Annotated in this window: 17 protein-coding genes; 9 read left to right on the forward strand and 8 right to left on the reverse strand. The window is 56.2% G+C overall.

Annotated elements, in window-relative coordinates; all coding sequences use genetic code 11:
- Window positions 1-17 precede the first annotated feature (17 nt).
- From NA78x_RS17130 to NA78x_RS17140, 3 genes are all read right to left on the reverse strand, one after another.
- A complete protein-coding gene (locus NA78x_RS17130; protein ID WP_425613590.1) occupies window positions 18-899 on the reverse strand; it encodes a YihY/virulence factor BrkB family protein in 882 nt (293 codons plus the stop codon).
- 135 nt (window positions 900-1,034) lie between these two features.
- Window positions 1,035-1,340, reverse strand: a complete 306-nt coding sequence (locus NA78x_RS17135; RefSeq protein ID WP_425613591.1) for a hypothetical protein — start codon at window positions 1,338-1,340, stop codon at window positions 1,035-1,037.
- Entirely contained in the window at window positions 1,331-1,777 is a 447-nt protein-coding gene (locus NA78x_RS17140; RefSeq protein ID WP_425613592.1) for a DUF1440 domain-containing protein, read from the reverse strand. Before NA78x_RS17140 ends, NA78x_RS17135 begins: the two co-directional genes overlap by 10 nt.
- A gap of 259 nt (window positions 1,778-2,036) precedes the next feature.
- On the opposite strand from NA78x_RS17140, the gene NA78x_RS17145 reads away from it, so the two are divergent.
- Complete coding sequence (locus NA78x_RS17145) at window positions 2,037-2,540, forward strand: general stress protein (RefSeq protein ID WP_425613593.1); 504 nt, start codon at window positions 2,037-2,039, stop codon at window positions 2,538-2,540.
- Between the two features lie 550 nt (window positions 2,541-3,090).
- Here NA78x_RS17145 and NA78x_RS17150 read toward each other — a convergent pair.
- Entirely contained in the window at window positions 3,091-3,402 is a 312-nt protein-coding gene (locus NA78x_RS17150; protein WP_425613594.1) for an integrase core domain-containing protein, read from the reverse strand.
- A gap of 215 nt (window positions 3,403-3,617) precedes the next feature.
- On the opposite strand from NA78x_RS17150, the gene NA78x_RS17155 reads away from it, so the two are divergent.
- The 3 genes from NA78x_RS17155 (at window position 3,618) to NA78x_RS17165 (ending at window position 5,987) form a co-directional block, all read left to right on the forward strand.
- Window positions 3,618-4,751 (forward strand): leucine-rich repeat domain-containing protein, encoded by a 1,134-nt coding sequence (locus tag NA78x_RS17155; protein WP_425613595.1) that lies wholly within the window; start codon window positions 3,618-3,620, stop codon window positions 4,749-4,751.
- 157 nt (window positions 4,752-4,908) lie between these two features.
- Window positions 4,909-5,304 carry a hypothetical protein gene (locus tag NA78x_RS17160; protein WP_425613596.1) on the forward strand — a complete coding sequence of 132 codons (396 nt, stop codon included), beginning with the start codon at window positions 4,909-4,911 and terminating at the stop codon, window positions 5,302-5,304.
- Between the two features lie 146 nt (window positions 5,305-5,450).
- Window positions 5,451-5,987, forward strand: a complete 537-nt coding sequence (locus NA78x_RS17165) for a hypothetical protein (RefSeq protein WP_425613597.1) — start codon at window positions 5,451-5,453, stop codon at window positions 5,985-5,987.
- A gap of 371 nt (window positions 5,988-6,358) precedes the next feature.
- Here NA78x_RS17165 and NA78x_RS17170 read toward each other — a convergent pair whose 3' ends face one another.
- The 4 genes from NA78x_RS17170 to NA78x_RS17185 all read right to left on the reverse strand — a co-directional run bounded on the left by NA78x_RS17170 (window position 6,359) and on the right by NA78x_RS17185 (window position 9,610).
- The gene (locus NA78x_RS17170) at window positions 6,359-7,435 is read right to left on the reverse strand and encodes an integrase core domain-containing protein (protein ID WP_425613598.1); all 1,077 of its coding nucleotides are present in this window, start codon (window positions 7,433-7,435) and stop codon (window positions 6,359-6,361) included.
- A 284-nt stretch (window positions 7,436-7,719) separates the two neighbouring features.
- Window positions 7,720-8,898 (reverse strand): recombinase family protein, encoded by a 1,179-nt coding sequence (locus NA78x_RS17175; RefSeq protein ID WP_425613599.1) that lies wholly within the window; start codon window positions 8,896-8,898, stop codon window positions 7,720-7,722.
- Window positions 8,895-9,389 (reverse strand): DUF2924 domain-containing protein, encoded by a 495-nt coding sequence (locus tag NA78x_RS17180; protein WP_425613600.1) that lies wholly within the window; start codon window positions 9,387-9,389, stop codon window positions 8,895-8,897. The genes NA78x_RS17175 and NA78x_RS17180 overlap by 4 nt, the downstream gene beginning before the upstream one ends.
- Window positions 9,390-9,484: 95 nt before the next feature.
- Complete coding sequence (locus NA78x_RS17185) at window positions 9,485-9,610, reverse strand: hypothetical protein (RefSeq protein ID WP_425613601.1); 126 nt, start codon at window positions 9,608-9,610, stop codon at window positions 9,485-9,487.
- Window positions 9,611-9,700: 90 nt separating this feature from the next.
- Here NA78x_RS17185 and NA78x_RS17190 point away from each other — a divergent pair, with 90 nt between their 5' ends.
- From NA78x_RS17190 to NA78x_RS17210, 5 genes are all read left to right on the forward strand, one after another.
- Window positions 9,701-11,068 carry a hypothetical protein gene (locus tag NA78x_RS17190; protein WP_425613602.1) on the forward strand — a complete coding sequence of 456 codons (1,368 nt, stop codon included), beginning with the start codon at window positions 9,701-9,703 and terminating at the stop codon, window positions 11,066-11,068.
- Window positions 11,069-11,285: 217 nt separating this feature from the next.
- Window positions 11,286-11,918, forward strand: coding sequence for a sigma factor (locus tag NA78x_RS17195; RefSeq protein WP_425613603.1), 633 nt, complete (start codon window positions 11,286-11,288; stop codon window positions 11,916-11,918).
- Window positions 11,919-11,966: 48 nt separating this feature from the next.
- Complete coding sequence (locus NA78x_RS17200) at window positions 11,967-12,254, forward strand: hypothetical protein (protein WP_425613604.1); 288 nt, start codon at window positions 11,967-11,969, stop codon at window positions 12,252-12,254.
- A 162-nt stretch (window positions 12,255-12,416) separates the two neighbouring features.
- Window positions 12,417-14,762, forward strand: coding sequence for a YfjI family protein (locus NA78x_RS17205; RefSeq protein WP_425613605.1), 2,346 nt, complete (start codon window positions 12,417-12,419; stop codon window positions 14,760-14,762).
- A 62-nt stretch (window positions 14,763-14,824) separates the two neighbouring features.
- On the forward strand, window positions 14,825-15,043 hold the full coding sequence (locus NA78x_RS17210; protein WP_425613606.1) for a hypothetical protein: 219 nt from the start codon (window positions 14,825-14,827) through the stop codon (window positions 15,041-15,043).
- Window positions 15,044-15,056: the final 13 nt, after the last annotated feature.

The following is a 15,056-nucleotide window of genomic DNA, read 5'->3' on the forward strand; positions in this document are numbered from 1 at the left end:
ACTGCTTGCAGCTTGACCTACTTCGCGTCTGGCGAAGCGACGGCATGTGGTTCTGGCTTGACTTGTTTCTTTGAGTCACTGGCGATTACATGAGTAATTTCGGCACCAAAGAACAGAATCTGTGCAGAGTAGTAGATCCAGACAATCAAGACGACCAGCGAGCCCGCTGCGCCGTATCCAGATGCCAGTCCACTTTGTCCCAAATAGAGTCCGATTGCGAACTTGCCGATCGTGAACAGAATCGAAGTAAGGATCGCCCCGGCCCACACGTCGTGCCATGCCACTTTTGCATCAGGAAGTAGCTTGTAAATTAACGCGAATAGCAGCGTCACCACCGCAAATGTCACCGCCAGCGAAAGACCATGCCACAACCATTCCCACTCGGGCATAACACCGCGGGCCGAAGAATGAAGGCTCGCAATTGCCGTACTTAGCAGCAGCGAGACAACGAGTAAAAAGCCTGTTCCCAGAACCATTGCGAATGACAGAAATCTAGCTCGCAGTAATCCCAAAATCGTCGTTGGCTTCGGTTTCACGTCCCAGACCGCGTCCATCGCACTTTGCAGTTCTCCAAACACACCAGAAGCGCCGAAAATCAAGGTGACAATTCCCACGACCGTGGCGATCGTTCCACCCGCTTTCGTTCCGCTGTCCAACATTCCCTGTATTGCCTCGGCGCCATCCTTCCCAACGAGTTCGCCCACTTGCGTCAACAGCTGGGCGCGAGCTTCTGCCTCGTCGTAGAAAAGTCCAGCCAGCGAAATCGCGATGAGCAGCAGCGGGGCGAGAGAAAGCACGCTGTAAAATGCCAGTGCTGCGCCCATTCGCATCGCATTGTCTTCAAACCAGTCGGAAGCTGCTTCAGAGAGGACAGACCACACGTCAGATAGCCAACGCATTACGTTTGCTCCAAAATCCCAGTGGTATTCGCCATAGCGATTCTCACTTACTTGCCAACTTCTATTCAGCTGGAGAGTTTCTAGAATTCGTCTCAGCAAACCTCGTTCCTCCGTGCCACTGGCGATCTTGCAGTCCTACAACAACGTTATTCCAAATGCCCGAATGACGATTTCCTCCTGGCCGAAACGCTCCTCCAATTCACGTCTGTAGTTGGCCCACCACCGTGTATCTACTTGCTCGGACATCAGCTCGAACAGTACGACCTCATCGTTGACGCGCACATCCCCGGTTTCCCAGATGCCCTCGGCAGGTGTCTGCGAATAGACCGTGAGGCCTCCAAACTTAGCGGTCAGTTCTTCGCGCACCTTTGAAAAGTGGCGTGCCGACATTCTGTGTCCGTCGTTATCGTTCAGGGGCAGAAGCAACTGGATTAAATGCATCTCGTTGCCTCTCCTTTCTGCTCAGGCTGGCACTGAGACTGCAGGCATTTAGAGATCACCCCCACGCTCGTCCCCCAAATGAGATGGGCCAGGATCATGGTTCCGTTCACGCGGAATGTGCGGTTACCAGCGCGACCTACGCTGTCTGCTATGGGTAAAAGCCCGAGATAGCTCACTACCCATACTTGCAGTCCAAACGCCATGCCTTGAATGACCGCGGATCGAATGGGGATAACTCGCATTGCCAAAGGATAGAGGCAGGCGACGGCAGCCCCAAAACCATAGTGCGCGACGATGATTGTTGGCTGGCGGAAGTGCTCAGGCACAGCTTCATCGAGCATCCGGGCCAACACTTCAGAAGTAATCTCGCGTGGAGGCAAGTCAGTTCCCGGCGTTTCAATGCCAGATCCTTCCGCCCATTCCATGAATCGCGTCATGGGATAGGTCGCAATTAACCCAGCCACAGACGAAATCGCCACTCGCTGAGCAATTGAGTCCAACGGTGTTCGTTCCCGTGTGCTAAACATCCGCCACCTCAGTGCAGGACGTTTGCAATGATCGTGCCACTCGTTTGCGACACGGTTCACGGCCAACGGACAGTCTGCAAAGTTCGTCTGCGTGCTGCAGATGGCGTGACTTTTGCAAAGGTGGCCGGCACGGGTCAGCAATGAAACTTTTACTTCAGGAGACTTAAAAATGGCTTCGTCAACAGTGACCGGCACAGTGATTGGCGTTTTTGAAGACCAACTGCAAGCTCAACAGGCGATCGCTGAATTGAAGCGGGCAGGCTACACCGAGGATCAGATTGGCGTTGTGTCGCAACATCGTGATGGCGCCGCGACGGCAGATTCAGGTACCAAGGTTGAAGAAGGCGCGGCGGCCGGTTTAGCAACGGGAGCAGGCATCGGCGCTTTATGGGGCTTGGGCATCTTGTCGAACGTTTTGCCGGGAATCGGGCCCGCGATCTTCGGCGGTACGCTAGGCGTAATCCTGTCAAGTGCTGCTGCAGGCGCAGCCGCGGCTGGAATCGGCGGTGCACTCGCTGGTCTCGGGATTCCCGATGATGATGCGAAGTACTACGAAGGTGAGTTCAAGTCGGGTCGTACCATTGTGACGGTTCATGGCGGGCCAAATAGGGCCAATGCTCAGAGCGTGCTAACGCAATACGGCGCTTATGACCGCTCGACAGTCCGGCGGTAGGAAATTCTCACGGCTACGGCGGCTGTTCCAGCCGCCGTGACGCCTATCGTGGATGGCCTTGGATCCATCAAGGTGATGCCGAACCGGCCAGCTCTCTCCGAACATCAATCGCGGCTTCGGCTGGTCCTCGATTTCAGTAAGTAGTTCCGCTGTGGTCCAAGCTGCGCTTTCAGGTTTGGAACGCGTTAGGTGCACTGATCCACTTTTCAGAGGTGTTAAATGAACCTTGCCGCTTTGCTATTCGTGCTTGCAGCATTTGGCGGACTTCTGATGCTGGGGATTAGGCTTACAGGGCGTGATCGGCCTCCAACCTGGTTGGCCATTGGCCATGGAGTAATTGCGTCAAGCGGACTCGCAACGCTGGGCTACGCTTACACGCAGGCACCACTTCCTAGTTCTGCAGTCTGGGCACTTTTTGTCTTTAGCTTGGCTGCTCTTGGTGGAGTAGCAATCTTTTTCGGCTTTCACTTGCGCAATCGTCCGCTACCGATACTCTTGGTTGCTGGCCATGGGCTAATTGCGGCAACAGGTCTCGGACTCCTGTTCATTGCTATATTCGGGCAATGAGGCCTTGAATACCTAGCGCGATCTTAAGCTGCCTTCCTCCAATATCCGTGCTACGAATCTCGTCGAGCGTGATGGTTGCCACCAACGGGCTCCTCGTCATCTCGGGCCTAATTGTCAGTTCATTCTCGATTCCTTGATGCGGGCGCTCGTTATGGCAGTGCTCCAAGTACGCTTGGCATACATGGTCCATGTGCTGCTCGCCGAAGATCACGAACCGATCCAAGCACACCTGCTGAATCGACTGTGCAAACCGCTCGACGAAGGCGTTTGTGTTCGGGCTGCGGAACTCGTTCACTTCGGCTTCACGCGTTTCGAACGGAACTGTCTTAGGCGGGCCGCTCGAAAGGCTATGCGACGCCAGACATGAATCGCGGCGATCAGGCCCTGAGGTTCACTCGCTGGCTGTCGTTCGGGGAAGTCGTTACAGCGACGTTACCACCGAACTCCCTGCCCGAGCCATAAAATGATTGGTCTGGCAAAACCCTACTCATCGTTTGACAGAAGTCCTTTATGAAAGCTGCCGTGGATCTATCTCCAAGTACCACCTTGTCTCGTCGGTCCTGGTTTCGCTTTTCGCTCCGCACTCTGCTCGCAGCCATAACGTTCAGTGGTGCGGGGCTGGGATGGTTCACGTGGCAATGGCGTCGGTATCAGGGCGAGATCACCGCCTGTATTTCGCTGAAGGAAGACTTTCTCGCTCGCTGGTGTGTAGATCATGGGATCGAAGCGGGGGGAGAGTCCGAGTTGCCACGACTGACTGCGGAGCAATGGCGGCACGGCCGAATCTACTTGCCGATCATCGAAGCCGGTCTATATGAAGTCCCAAATGATCGGCCTAGCCTGCATGCTGTCGAGCAGTTTCCCTACTTGGAAGGTCTTTGGATTCGCCACTGCCAGCCTCTCACACGTGGATTCTCCTATGATCGGCTCCCCTCACTCAAAGAACTGAATTTGCAGCTAGGGTCACTCTCCGACGAAGACCTGAGTGCCATAGGCCAATTGAGGAATCTGCGCACGTTAACCCTCAGCAACAAGGAGCGAGAGAATCCTGCGAGTCCCAACGCCAGTACCGCTTGGGCCGACGCCATTTCCTCGATACACGAGTTGCAACATCTCGAATTGAGGCATGTGTCCATATCTCGCAAAGCATTGCAGGGAATCGCACAGATGAGACAGCTTCGCTCGCTCAAGTTGACTGAATGTCGAATCGTTGCCGATGAAGTAGATGCACTTCGATCTCTGGAATACCTCGAGGAAGTGGAATTGGCAAATGTCCCTGTTTCCAGCAAGGTTCTGCAAGGCTGGGCGAGATCGCCTAAACTCAAACGAGTCATTCTCGACTATTGCTCGATCGTCGACCGCGATCTGATCGTCATTTCCAAAATGCGATCCTTGGAGTATCTGTCACTTAACGGCTCGCACGTTACCGATGGTGGATTAAAGCCGCTGCAGGATCTGCCCACGCTCTACAAGCTTCGGCTACGTGACACACAACTCACCGCAGCCGCCGCAGAGATACTTTCCCACATGAGCTCGATGCCGATTACTTCGGTTGACATGCCAGAGCAACTACGGCACTTTGTCGAAGTCCTGCCCGACCGCAATTTGCGAACGGTCGTTCCTATGGAGCCTACCGCCGACTAGAACATTCCATCCGTCGTTTATTTTCAACCACTGGGCGGTCTATCGGATATGTTGCATCAAGATTGAAAGCGCCACGCCCGATGGCGTGGTTGTGGTGGTGATTGACCAATGTTCGGCAGCCGACAACTTGTACGGTGGGGCCCAAGGGGTGACGAAGATGAGTTATGCATTCTTTGCGGTCGTACTTGCGGCGAGTGGTCTGGCTTTCGCCGGCGAGGACGAGAAGAGCAAGTTGCCACCGGAGGTTTTTAAGTCCTGGATTCATTCGCGTGAAGAGGACACGGACGCCGTACAAGCGTATCGCCCGAAGGGCTTCAAGTTCCCGCCGTCGCGAGGAAGATCCGGCTTCGAGATCGCGAAGGACGGCGTGTTCATCGATCATCCGATAGCTCCGGCCGATGGCAACGAAACGGTGTCCGGGAAATGGGAGTCGGCCGAAGAGGGGAAGGTCAAGGTGACCTTCCCGAAGGATGCCAAACGCAAGCCGTTTACCCTGGAGATTGTCTCCTGCGACGGCAAGGTGATGCGGGTAAAGCGAACCGAGGCGAAGTGAGAATGCATACTCACAAGGCTAACCAGTTTCAACCTGGTTGGTCTCGCACGGCAAGCCACATTTTTCGAATTTCACGCCCCCGCCGAGTAAACCTGGCGGCCGCGTAAGATAGAAGCATTTTCGGGGACAATCGCAGGAGCTTATCGATGATCCATCGTTTTGTTGGCGCTTTACTCGTCCTTTCAGTAAGCACGCTTGCGATCGCGGGCGATCCCATATCTTTCCCAAGTGATGTTCCGCCGGTAATCGGTATGGCGGTCGTGAGCGAACCTGGAACGGGTGATGAATCCCGAGAGTGGAAAATCAAGCTGACAGTTCCGAAGATCGCATGGGAAGTGGTCGGCGAAGTGACTCCCAAGAAACGATGGCCAGAACTTAAGTCGGAAGTGGAAAAGGCAATCCTTACTCTGCGCATGGGAGGCCCATCGCCGCTCACCCCTTCTCGTGTCGTCGACTTGAAGGGCATGGAACTGAGCCGCGATCAGGTGGTGAAGCGGCTTGAGAAAGAGATACCTGTACTCGTTTCTGTGTCAGGCCGGATGCCGGATGCATACTTTCTGCAGTTAACGGCCCCGGATTCGTTAGTAGTCATTCTTGGTGCGCGTGACAACTACCCCGCTCCAGAGTTACTTCCAGCGATAAAGACCGCGACCACGAAGTCGGATAAGGGTGGTGATAAGTGATCACTCACATGCAGGGTTCGTGCGCACACAAGCACGGTTGAAGAGGATGGCTTCGCGGTGGGCCGGCTATCTGGGACGTCGGCGGCAAGCGATTTCGCGTATGGTCCCAAGTTCTCGTCACTCCGAGGTAGTCATGAATGACACGATGGTTCCATTTCTGGGCATTCTTACCGAGATAATGCGTTCAAGCGTCACTCCCAGGTATTTAGTTCGCGCCTCGAAGATATCGGCGACATGCTCGCAGCCGCCATCCATTCTCGTTGAGGGTTCGTGGATTAAGGTGGCGGTCGAGTCGTTGAGCGCCTATGAAAAAATAGTTGAGCCAAAGGCATAGCAGGGATAGCTTGAATCGGGAGCGCTAGCGTGGCTTGTCACGCCGCTTTGCGAAGGTAGCTCTTCAGCAATCCACCCAACCGATCCGAACACAGGATCTCGCTCACCGAGATTGATTGGGCCGGCGTCATCGCGTTGCGTGTCATCGGCTTAATCACGAGTTCATTGTCCACGCCCTGGTGCGGTCTCTCCCGGTGGTAGTATTCCAGATACTCTTTGCACACGTGATTCATGTGCTTCTCGCCGAAGATCACGAACCGGTCCAGGCACTCTTGCTGGATCGACTGCACAAACCGTTCGACGAAGGCGTTCGTGTTGGGGGCGCGGAAGGCACCGACCTTCACTTTCACCCTTTTTCGCTTCAGCACTCGATCGAAGGACTTCGTGAACTTCGAGTCCCGGTTACGCTGCAGAATCGCCGGCTTCATGCCCTGTTGATTTGCCAGCTTCACAAACGACTCAGCTTGGGCTTGGACCCACGCTTCATCGGGATGGAAGGTCGCCGGCGACAGAATCACGCGGCGGGAAGCGACATGGATGTAAGCCAGCACAAATACCTCGCGAATCCCCTTCATCGTCAGGATCCGCTTCGAGAAGAAGTCGCACTGCCACAGCGAAACGGCGTGCTGCTGCAGAAAGTCGTCCCAGGTTCCCTCGCCACGCCGCGGACCTGGTTCGAACCCGGCTGCCTTGAGGATCTTCTTCACCGTGTTCCGGCTGGGCGGCTTGATCCCGAGCTTCTTCAACTCGCCCATGATGCGGGTGTAGCCCCACTGGTTCTCCTTGGCCATCAGCAAAATGAGCTGGCGAATCTGCTCGGGCGTGTTCGGGCGGCCACGCTTTCGCTTCTGCGGTTTAGGCTTCTTCTCGGCTCTAATCCAACCGAGGAGAGTCTCGGGGGCAACGATCGTCGTCAGCTGACGGAGTACCTTGCCGCCCAATTTCTGGGCGAACTTGATTAAGCGGACCCGCTCCTTCGGCGTGCAGACGATTCTCTGGGGCAGCCTGGAACGGAGGATCTGGTTCTCGACCTTCAGATATTTGACCTGGCGGGCCAGCTCTTTCTGCGTGGCGCCGGCAATGACGAGCATGAGTGACTGAAAGATGTTGACCATCGAATTACACTGGATTTCAGCCATTGAATGAGGGGAGTGCGTTCTTTTTTGCACCCCGGGGGCACCATCGGCCATCTGAAACGTACGTCGATTTCCCTGGATCGGTCGGTTGGGATTCTGGCCTCATCAGCAACTCATGAGAAGGTCGCAGGCAAACAGAGAGCGCGCAGAGAGCGCCAGAAATTCTCTGGTCTGTTAACCGGTTCGCCCCAAATGTTAGTAAAGCGTTGGGTTCGTTAGTGACACCGAACCGGACTCGAAATCAGCAAGTGCTGTGTTCAAAGCTACTTACGCAAATTGAAAAACAGAGAACTTGTTCGAAGAGGGTTGTGCACGGGGAGCTGCTCCAGTGTCGCGTTGAGTAAGTCAGGCGACTCCGCCAGTCCCTTCATTTGCTCGACGACAAACGCCTCGATTTCGCCCGCAGGCAGTGAAGGTGCCGCACAAGAATCCCAGCCATCCCGTTGGGCCTTCGCGCAGACGTAGTACCGATATCTCTTCGTCCCCTTTTGCGTGAACACATGGTGCATCGGTGCGTCGCAACAGCCGCAGCGGAGGATTCCCCGAAGAAGTGCCCCATGCCGATTCCGGTTCCCGGCACCACCGTTGTCCTTGTTCCTGGTCAGCGCCGCCTGAACTCTCAGGAACAGTCCTTCGTCCACGATCCCCTCGTGCTCGCCGGGGTGAACCTCGTCCTTGTACTTCACCTTGCCGATGTAGGCCGGGTTAGTGAGTAACTGCCATAACCGGCCCTTGGTGAACGGGTGCCCGCCGATGACTCGGCCCTTCTTCGTGGTCCACGCCTTTGTTCGCCAACCGCGTGAGTTGAGTTCGCGCGCGACTTTCGTCATCGCTTGGTTCTCGGCGTAGAGACCGAAGATCTCGCGGACCATTTCGACTTCGGTCGGATTCGGCACCAGACGCGAATGCTCCACGTCGAAGCCGAGCAGCGGCATGCCACCGACCCATTTGCCTTTGCGTCGGGCAGCAGCGATTTTGTCCCGGGTTCGTTCAGAAATCATCTCGCGTTCGAACTGGGCGAAGGAGAGCAACACGTTTAACACAAGCCGGCCCATCGACGTGGCGGTGTTGAATTGCTGAGTCGTTGATACAAACGCGATCTGCTTCTTGTCGAAGACCTCGATCATGCGGGCGAAGTCGAGGAGCGACCTGCTCAATCGATCCACTTTGTAAACGACCACGACGTTGATCTTCCCCGCCTCAATATCCGCCATCAGCCGCTTCAGCGCGGGCCGTTCCATATTCCCACCGGTGAAGCCACCGTCGTCGTATCGTTCCGGCGAACACACCCAGCCCTCGTGGGCTTGGCACTTAATGAACGCCTCGCCCGATTCACGCTGTGCGTCGAGCGTGTTGAATTCTTGCTCCAATCCTTCTTCTGTGGACTTGCGAGTGTAGATGCCGCACATGACGACCGGCGGCTTGGTTTGTACCTTTTTCATTTCTTGCTCTCCTTGCCGAGGCCGAAGAATCCGTAGCCGTTCCAATGTTGGCCGGTCACCTTCTTGGCGATTGCTGAGAGCGATGTGAACTTCTCGCCTTCGAACTCGAAGCCGTCGACCAAGACCGTCACCAGCAGCTTCGTGCCCTTGTAGTCCTTTGTGATCACCGACCCTGGCGGCGGCACACGCGAGTCCACCGGGCAGGCGACGACCTTCGTCACCGATCCAGCCGACGGCTTCGATTGCTTCGGTGCCATGATCCGCAGGTCGGCTTCGTTGGCGAGTTCTTTCGCTCGGGCCAGCGCCCGTTCGGACAGACCGCCCTCGATGTTAGCCTGCATCCGCCAAGCAATCCGTTTGACCAGCCAGTCTTTGTGCCGACTGTTGGTTGGTTCGCCAAATGCCTCGACGAACCGCTCGCGCAATTCGCCAACGGTCAGCAGCGGCAGCTTGGCCAGCTCCGCCTCAATTCCTCGCAATCGATCAGACATATTGTTCTCCTTGGTGGGCTATGGCGGGAACTCTCCGCCCGTTAACCACGTGACACACTGAGCCTCGATTCCCCGGTCAGTTCAAGGGGCTAGGTTCAAGATTCCTCGGGCTCGATGAGATCGAGCTCAGCGAGTCGCAGTATCCCGCGAGCGAAGATGGCAGCGATGATCTGTAGTCGTTGCTCGGGCGTGAGCTCATGGGGCGGGTCGAGGAAGAGCATGTGGCCTCCGTGCAGAATTCGGACTAGTCGGGAAATGGCGTCGCTCTATCGAGCGCTGTCTAATCGTTAACTACCCGATCGCCTAAAAAGATGACGGCCGAATTCTCAGACACGGGCGCAATGATGGACGCGACATCACTCGCAGCAACTTTGGAAGATCTGGAAAAAGCACGCGAAGTGCTGAAGCTGCATCCAGATCTAGTCCCTACCGAACACACCGAGGAGATGGTGTCGGCTATCGCCGCGATGCGTGCTAACGGCAACCGCGAGCTGTTCGATCTGAAGATGGGGTTACGCGAACCGGTGAGTCGCCGGGAACACATCTATCGAGATATGTTCCAAGGTGTGTTGACGCTGGAGGAGGCCCAGTCACAAATGAGTGACTATGCTAGCCGACCGGTTGACAGCGAAATGTTTCAGTCTTTTTTCTCCGCACTGGAGACGAGGATCGGCCACTACGCCCGGTTTCTACAGGAGGTCGGTGACCTCCACCTGCACCCACGTCGCCAACCAGTTCGAGAAGAGGATGAACAGCGTGTTGATCAACTCGCGGCCCGACTTGAAGAGAAGCTCAAGCTAGACAATAGGGAAATTGATACTGTCGATGTTTTCCTCCAGGAGGCTCGAATCGAGAAGCGGTTTGGCTCTGCTGCAATCCTGCAATTCACTGCACCGACAGTTGCTTTGCTCATCATGTTAGTAACACGACGCGCGAAGGAAGCTTGGGATGACTGCCGCCAGCTCGAGTTCAAGACGCGAACCCAGCCTCAATATGTCCGAGTCACGCAGGCCGTAACGCTGTTCGCAAACACATGGCGCGCAAGTCTGCCACAACCTCAGGATCTAGTTACGTTGCTTGCGGAAGAACAGGCGTTAGCAAGGCTTTATTTCAAGCAACAGCAGCCGGTCGCAGAAGTAGCGCCTGAGGTGAAAAGTGACAGGCCAGGGGCACTTCTCGCAGTTCGAGATTGGTCCGAGCTCGCGATTGGCGTCGACGAGAGGGGGCGTCACTGGGCCCTGACCCCCGTGCCCGCAGATGGTCAGCATTTCCGAAAGTCCGCTGCCGTTGAGTTACCGCTGCCGCCGGGACGCTGGGAGAAGGTGCTTTCAGCATTTGCTGAATCGGAAACAGGTGACCAGGTAAAACGACTAGATTTGCTGTCGGCGCTGGGCTACTTCAGTGCCGCGAAGTCGACGGAGCGAGATAGCCGCGCGCGACCAGGACAGATTGAGGCCGCACAAGTGGAAGGTATGGTTATCCGGCAACAGGCAGCGCTAACAAGGCTCAAAAACACACTAGCTGACCTTCGCCGCGAACTCGGCATGCTGGTCGCAGGCCCAAACGACCGAGCCCGCATTCCTCTGCGGGTGCAAGGCGAGTATGTGTTGAGCGGTTTCAAAGTTCGCTTTCTGCTGCTTGACGACTCCGGTAAATGGGGCTTCGGCGGCCTCAGATGATGGCTGGCCATCATCAATGCCTATCTCTTCGTTCTGGATCTCAGGGATATCCGCAGTTGCCAAACTGAACGCACATAAGCACTTAGGCTTCGGCAGGTTACATTTTCTGCGGAATTCTCCGCCAGCCATCTTCAGCCATCCCGGGCTTCTAAGCCCGCAGTGATCCGGCACCACCTCCGTGCCGACCGTGGGCCACGCACCTACGGAGACCTGAAGGATGGATCCGACCAATGACTTGTATTCCACTACCCTCGCGGCGATCGATTCGCCGGAGACGCTTTGTCAGATTGCTCGTCCGCTCATTCACTCGAAGGCCAGGCGGCTCGTAGGGACAGCTGGCTTCACTACAAGCGATCAGGATGACATCGAACAGGAATGCAGCCTGCGCCTGATCGAGCGCTTCGATGCCGCCCGAGGGAAGGCGAACCTGCCGGTCCTGGCTTTCATCAAACGTATTGTCAATCAATCGATTGCCAATCAACTGCGCGATCGATTTGCTCCCAAGCGAGACATACGCCGGGTCCATTCTCTTCACCGGGCGCGGACGTGTAATGACTCACGTGACGAGTCACTCCAACAGCCAACGACTGCCGACGGCGTAGGGGCACTCTTGGAAATGGCCATCGATGTCGATGAGGTGATCGACCAACTGGAACTCGACCAGCAGGAGCTTTGCCGCCTCCTCAAGATCGAGTCAACCTCTGAACTGGCTCGGCGGTTTAACCGTGCGCGATCCACCGTTCAGGACAATGTCAACCGGCTTCGCTCGGAGTTCGAGAAACGCAGCGTCGATCAATATCTGGACCAGTTGCGGCCCACCGAACCGTCAATTGCTGAGCGACTCGGGTAGTTCCCAAACAGATGGTTTTTCTCACCTCTGTTTTGGAAAGGTTCCCCTGTGTCACAAGTGTTCCGCTACCAGTTTGCACCCGACGTACCGATGGAAGAAGTCGAAAGCTCCATGCTCCTCTCAATCCTGGGAGTCGAAAGCCTGCACGGCGAGACTGAGGTCCATCTTAATACCTCTTACTCCCTCGACATTATCAACCGCACCTGCGTCATTGACGTCAGCACGCCTGTAGGCGTCGACTTGAACCAGCTATTCGCTGGCTTCATTCGACGTGAATTCGGCCGGAGCCAATTCAAGGTGCAACGCACCAACGCCCCGAAAACTCAGGGGGACTAACTGATGCCAACTCAACCAGCGCGCCTGTTTGACGAGGAACTAGTCATCGCCGCGATCGATCAGATTAGCGCACCCGATCAAGTGATTGAGATCCGTGTCCTGGATGGCACCGACGGTTCGAACAGTTGGCCCGCCACCTACAGCGGCTATTTCAACGATCCGTTGAAGGTCATCGCAGCTCTGAGAGCACTGCGTAGCGCCACCGGCGTTTACTTTACGGTTAATCCCGCAAACCCTGCGCTATTGGCCCGAGCCAACAACCGCCTGCGCAAAGCCGCGAAAGGCGACAGCACCAGCGACAAGGACATTCTTACTCGCCGCTGGCTCCTCGTGGATACCGACCCCATTCGCCCGAGCGGGATCTCGGCGACGGACGAAGAACATGAAGCGGCGCTCGCACGGGCCCGTGAGATTAGCGAATACCTGCAAACCCTTGGCTGGCCAGCGCCAATCCTTGCCGACAGTGGCAACGGCGGACATTTGATGTTCCGGGTCGACCTTCCTGTCGAAGATGGAGGTCTAGTCGAAAGATGCTTGGCGACACTCGACGCTCAGTTCTCCGATAAGCTGGTTTCACTCGACCAGACGGTGCATAACCCGGCGAGAATCTGGAAGCTCTACGGAACGCTCGCGGCCAAGGGGGACAGTGTTCCTGACCGGCCCCATCGCATTGCGCGGATTCTGTCGGTCCCCGGTGAACTAACTGTGGTCTCCGAGGAACAGCTTTCCGCCTTAGCTGGCCCAGCTGCTGCTGAGCCCGAGAAGACGTCAAAATCGAAGGAGGCAGGGAGGTTTGACCTCGAAGCCTTCATTAAAAACCATCAGCTCGATGTCAGCGGTCCCGAGGACTGGAACGGCAAACAGGGAAACGGTCGGCGTTGGACCTTCAACCGGTCGCCACTTTGCGACCATAACGATAGTTCGGCCTTCCTGCTCGAACACCGGAGCGGAGCCATCTCAGCAGGTTGCCACCATAATTCTTGTTCCTGGAACTGGTCGGAACTGCGAAAACGGCTGGACCCTGTCTCCGAAACCCGCGCCAACGTGGGAAAAACGAGGGTTTCGGTTACGCAGACAGAACTGCGGAAGAAAAAACGCACAGTGCTGGAGCCGTACCAACCATTCCCCACGGACGCGCTGCCGAAGGATGTGGGGAGCTACGTACATGAGACGGCCACTTCCATTGGCTGCGATGATGCGTTCATTGCCTTGCCAGTCCTAGCCAGCCTGGCACGGGCGGTTGGTAACACTCGCGTCATCCGGCTAAAGCACGGCTGGACGGAACCAGCGGTCGTCTGGGCAGCCATCGTCGGGAAGAGCGGCACTCATAAAACGCCAGCGATCCAAGCAGCGACGCAGTTCCTCAATCAACGGCAGCAGAAGGAGATCGAACGTTTTGAATATGCGCAGGAGATCTATGAGCGTGATCTAGCCAATTACGAACGTGACTTCGCCCAGTGGAAACGCACCAAGGGTGGAACACCGCCTCCAGAGAAGCCCAGAGAGCCGGTTCTAAAGCGCTTCATTGTTAGCGACATCACCATTGAGGCGATGGCCGACCGCTTGTCCAAACAATTTGACGGCGTCCTCGTGGTGCGGGATGAGTTGGCTGGCTGGGTGAACGGAATTGGAGAATACAAAGGCGCCAAAAGTTCTGACAACGGTCATTGGCTGGCTATGTGGTCGGCAGCACCAATGACCGTCGATCGCAAAACGGGCGAGAAGAAGACACTGTATATCCCCAGGGCCGCAGTATCTGTGGTCGGCGGGATTCAGCCGGGCATTCTGCGGACTGCGATGGGCAAAGAGCATATGCAGGACGGGATGTGTGCCCGCTTGCTGCTCGCAATGCCGGACGGCAGGAAAGTGCAATGGACTGAACGCACTGTGCCGCTTGGCACTTCAGAAATCCTGGCAAAGACATTTGACCGGCTCATCTCTCTGGAGCCCGCCGGGGATGAAGAGGGCCGTGATACGCCGTTCGTTCTGGCAATGACACCGGAAGCGAAGACGGCCTGGGTCGAATACTACGACCGTCACCGCGACGAACAGGTGGGACTCGATGGAGATTTAGCAGCTGCCTGGAGCAAGCTGGAAGCCTACACCGCCAGGTTTGCTTTACTCTTCCAACTTTGTGCCTGGGCAGCCGGCGACGAGGTGAGCGAGACGGAAGTCGATGAAGTCAGCATGCGCTCGGCGATCGCGGTGTCCGATTGGTTTGGCGGCGAGGCACGGCGGGTCTACGCAGTTTTGAGCGAATCGGACGAAGCCCGCAGCGATCGGGAGCTTCTGGATCTCATTCGCCGCAAAGGTGGACGAGTCACCGCCCGCGATCTGAAAGCGTCATCCCGGCGTTTCGCTTCCGCCGACGAAGCCGAGGCGGCCTTACTTACCCTCGTCCAAGACGGCCTGGGCCGCTGGGATTTCATCCCGCCCGGAAGCCAGGGCGGACGTCCGACATGTGTTTTTCAGCTACTCGATAGTGTCTGCGTAACCGAAACCCCATGAATCGCCGGGATTAGCAGGGGTTTCGGAGACAAGGGCAGGTGTTTTACCGGGAGGAATTGCAAATGGGAATGCAGCACGAGTGCAAGAAGGGAACGGTGATTGTGGTGAATGGTGTGCGGATTGAAGTGCTAAGGGGATCGCCGAGGTTGGAGATTTCCGCACCTCCGGAAGTGCCTATCTACATATGCCTGGTGTCGAACAATGTCACCGCACCGCACATCAGGAAATGCCAGCTCCAACAAAAAGGTGTGAATGAAGCAGCATTGAAAAATAGCGATTGATCCGCACGTTCTA

The organism is Anatilimnocola aquadivae, assembly GCF_049819085.1.
Classification (GTDB): Bacteria; Planctomycetota; Planctomycetia; order Pirellulales; family Pirellulaceae; genus Anatilimnocola.

Bases quoted from the DNA above. Each gene is read 5' to 3' on its own strand.
- NA78x_RS17130 (WP_425613590.1), bottom strand. From the start codon at position 899: ATGCGTTGGCTATCTGACGTGTGGTCTGTCCTCTCTGAAGCAGCTTCC.
- NA78x_RS17180 (WP_425613600.1), bottom strand. From the start codon at position 9,389: ATGTCTGATCGATTGCGAGGAATTGAGGCGGAGCTGGCCAAGCTGCCG.
- NA78x_RS17170 (WP_425613598.1), bottom strand. From the start codon at position 7,435: ATGGTCAACATCTTTCAGTCACTCATGCTCGTCATTGCCGGCGCCACG.
- NA78x_RS17135 (WP_425613591.1), bottom strand. From the start codon at position 1,340: ATGCATTTAATCCAGTTGCTTCTGCCCCTGAACGATAACGACGGACAC.
- NA78x_RS17190 (WP_425613602.1), top strand. From the start codon at position 9,701: ATGACGGCCGAATTCTCAGACACGGGCGCAATGATGGACGCGACATCA.
- NA78x_RS17165 (WP_425613597.1), top strand. From the start codon at position 5,451: ATGATCCATCGTTTTGTTGGCGCTTTACTCGTCCTTTCAGTAAGCACG.
- NA78x_RS17145 (WP_425613593.1), top strand. From the start codon at position 2,037: ATGGCTTCGTCAACAGTGACCGGCACAGTGATTGGCGTTTTTGAAGAC.
- NA78x_RS17175 (WP_425613599.1), bottom strand. From the start codon at position 8,898: ATGAAAAAGGTACAAACCAAGCCGCCGGTCGTCATGTGCGGCATCTAC.
- NA78x_RS17210 (WP_425613606.1), top strand. From the start codon at position 14,825: ATGGGAATGCAGCACGAGTGCAAGAAGGGAACGGTGATTGTGGTGAAT.
- NA78x_RS17185 (WP_425613601.1), bottom strand. From the start codon at position 9,610: ATGCTCTTCCTCGACCCGCCCCATGAGCTCACGCCCGAGCAACGACTA.
- NA78x_RS17155 (WP_425613595.1), top strand. From the start codon at position 3,618: ATGAAAGCTGCCGTGGATCTATCTCCAAGTACCACCTTGTCTCGTCGG.
- NA78x_RS17195 (WP_425613603.1), top strand. From the start codon at position 11,286: ATGGATCCGACCAATGACTTGTATTCCACTACCCTCGCGGCGATCGAT.
- NA78x_RS17140 (WP_425613592.1), bottom strand. From the start codon at position 1,777: ATGACGCGATTCATGGAATGGGCGGAAGGATCTGGCATTGAAACGCCG.
- NA78x_RS17160 (WP_425613596.1), top strand. From the start codon at position 4,909: ATGAGTTATGCATTCTTTGCGGTCGTACTTGCGGCGAGTGGTCTGGCT.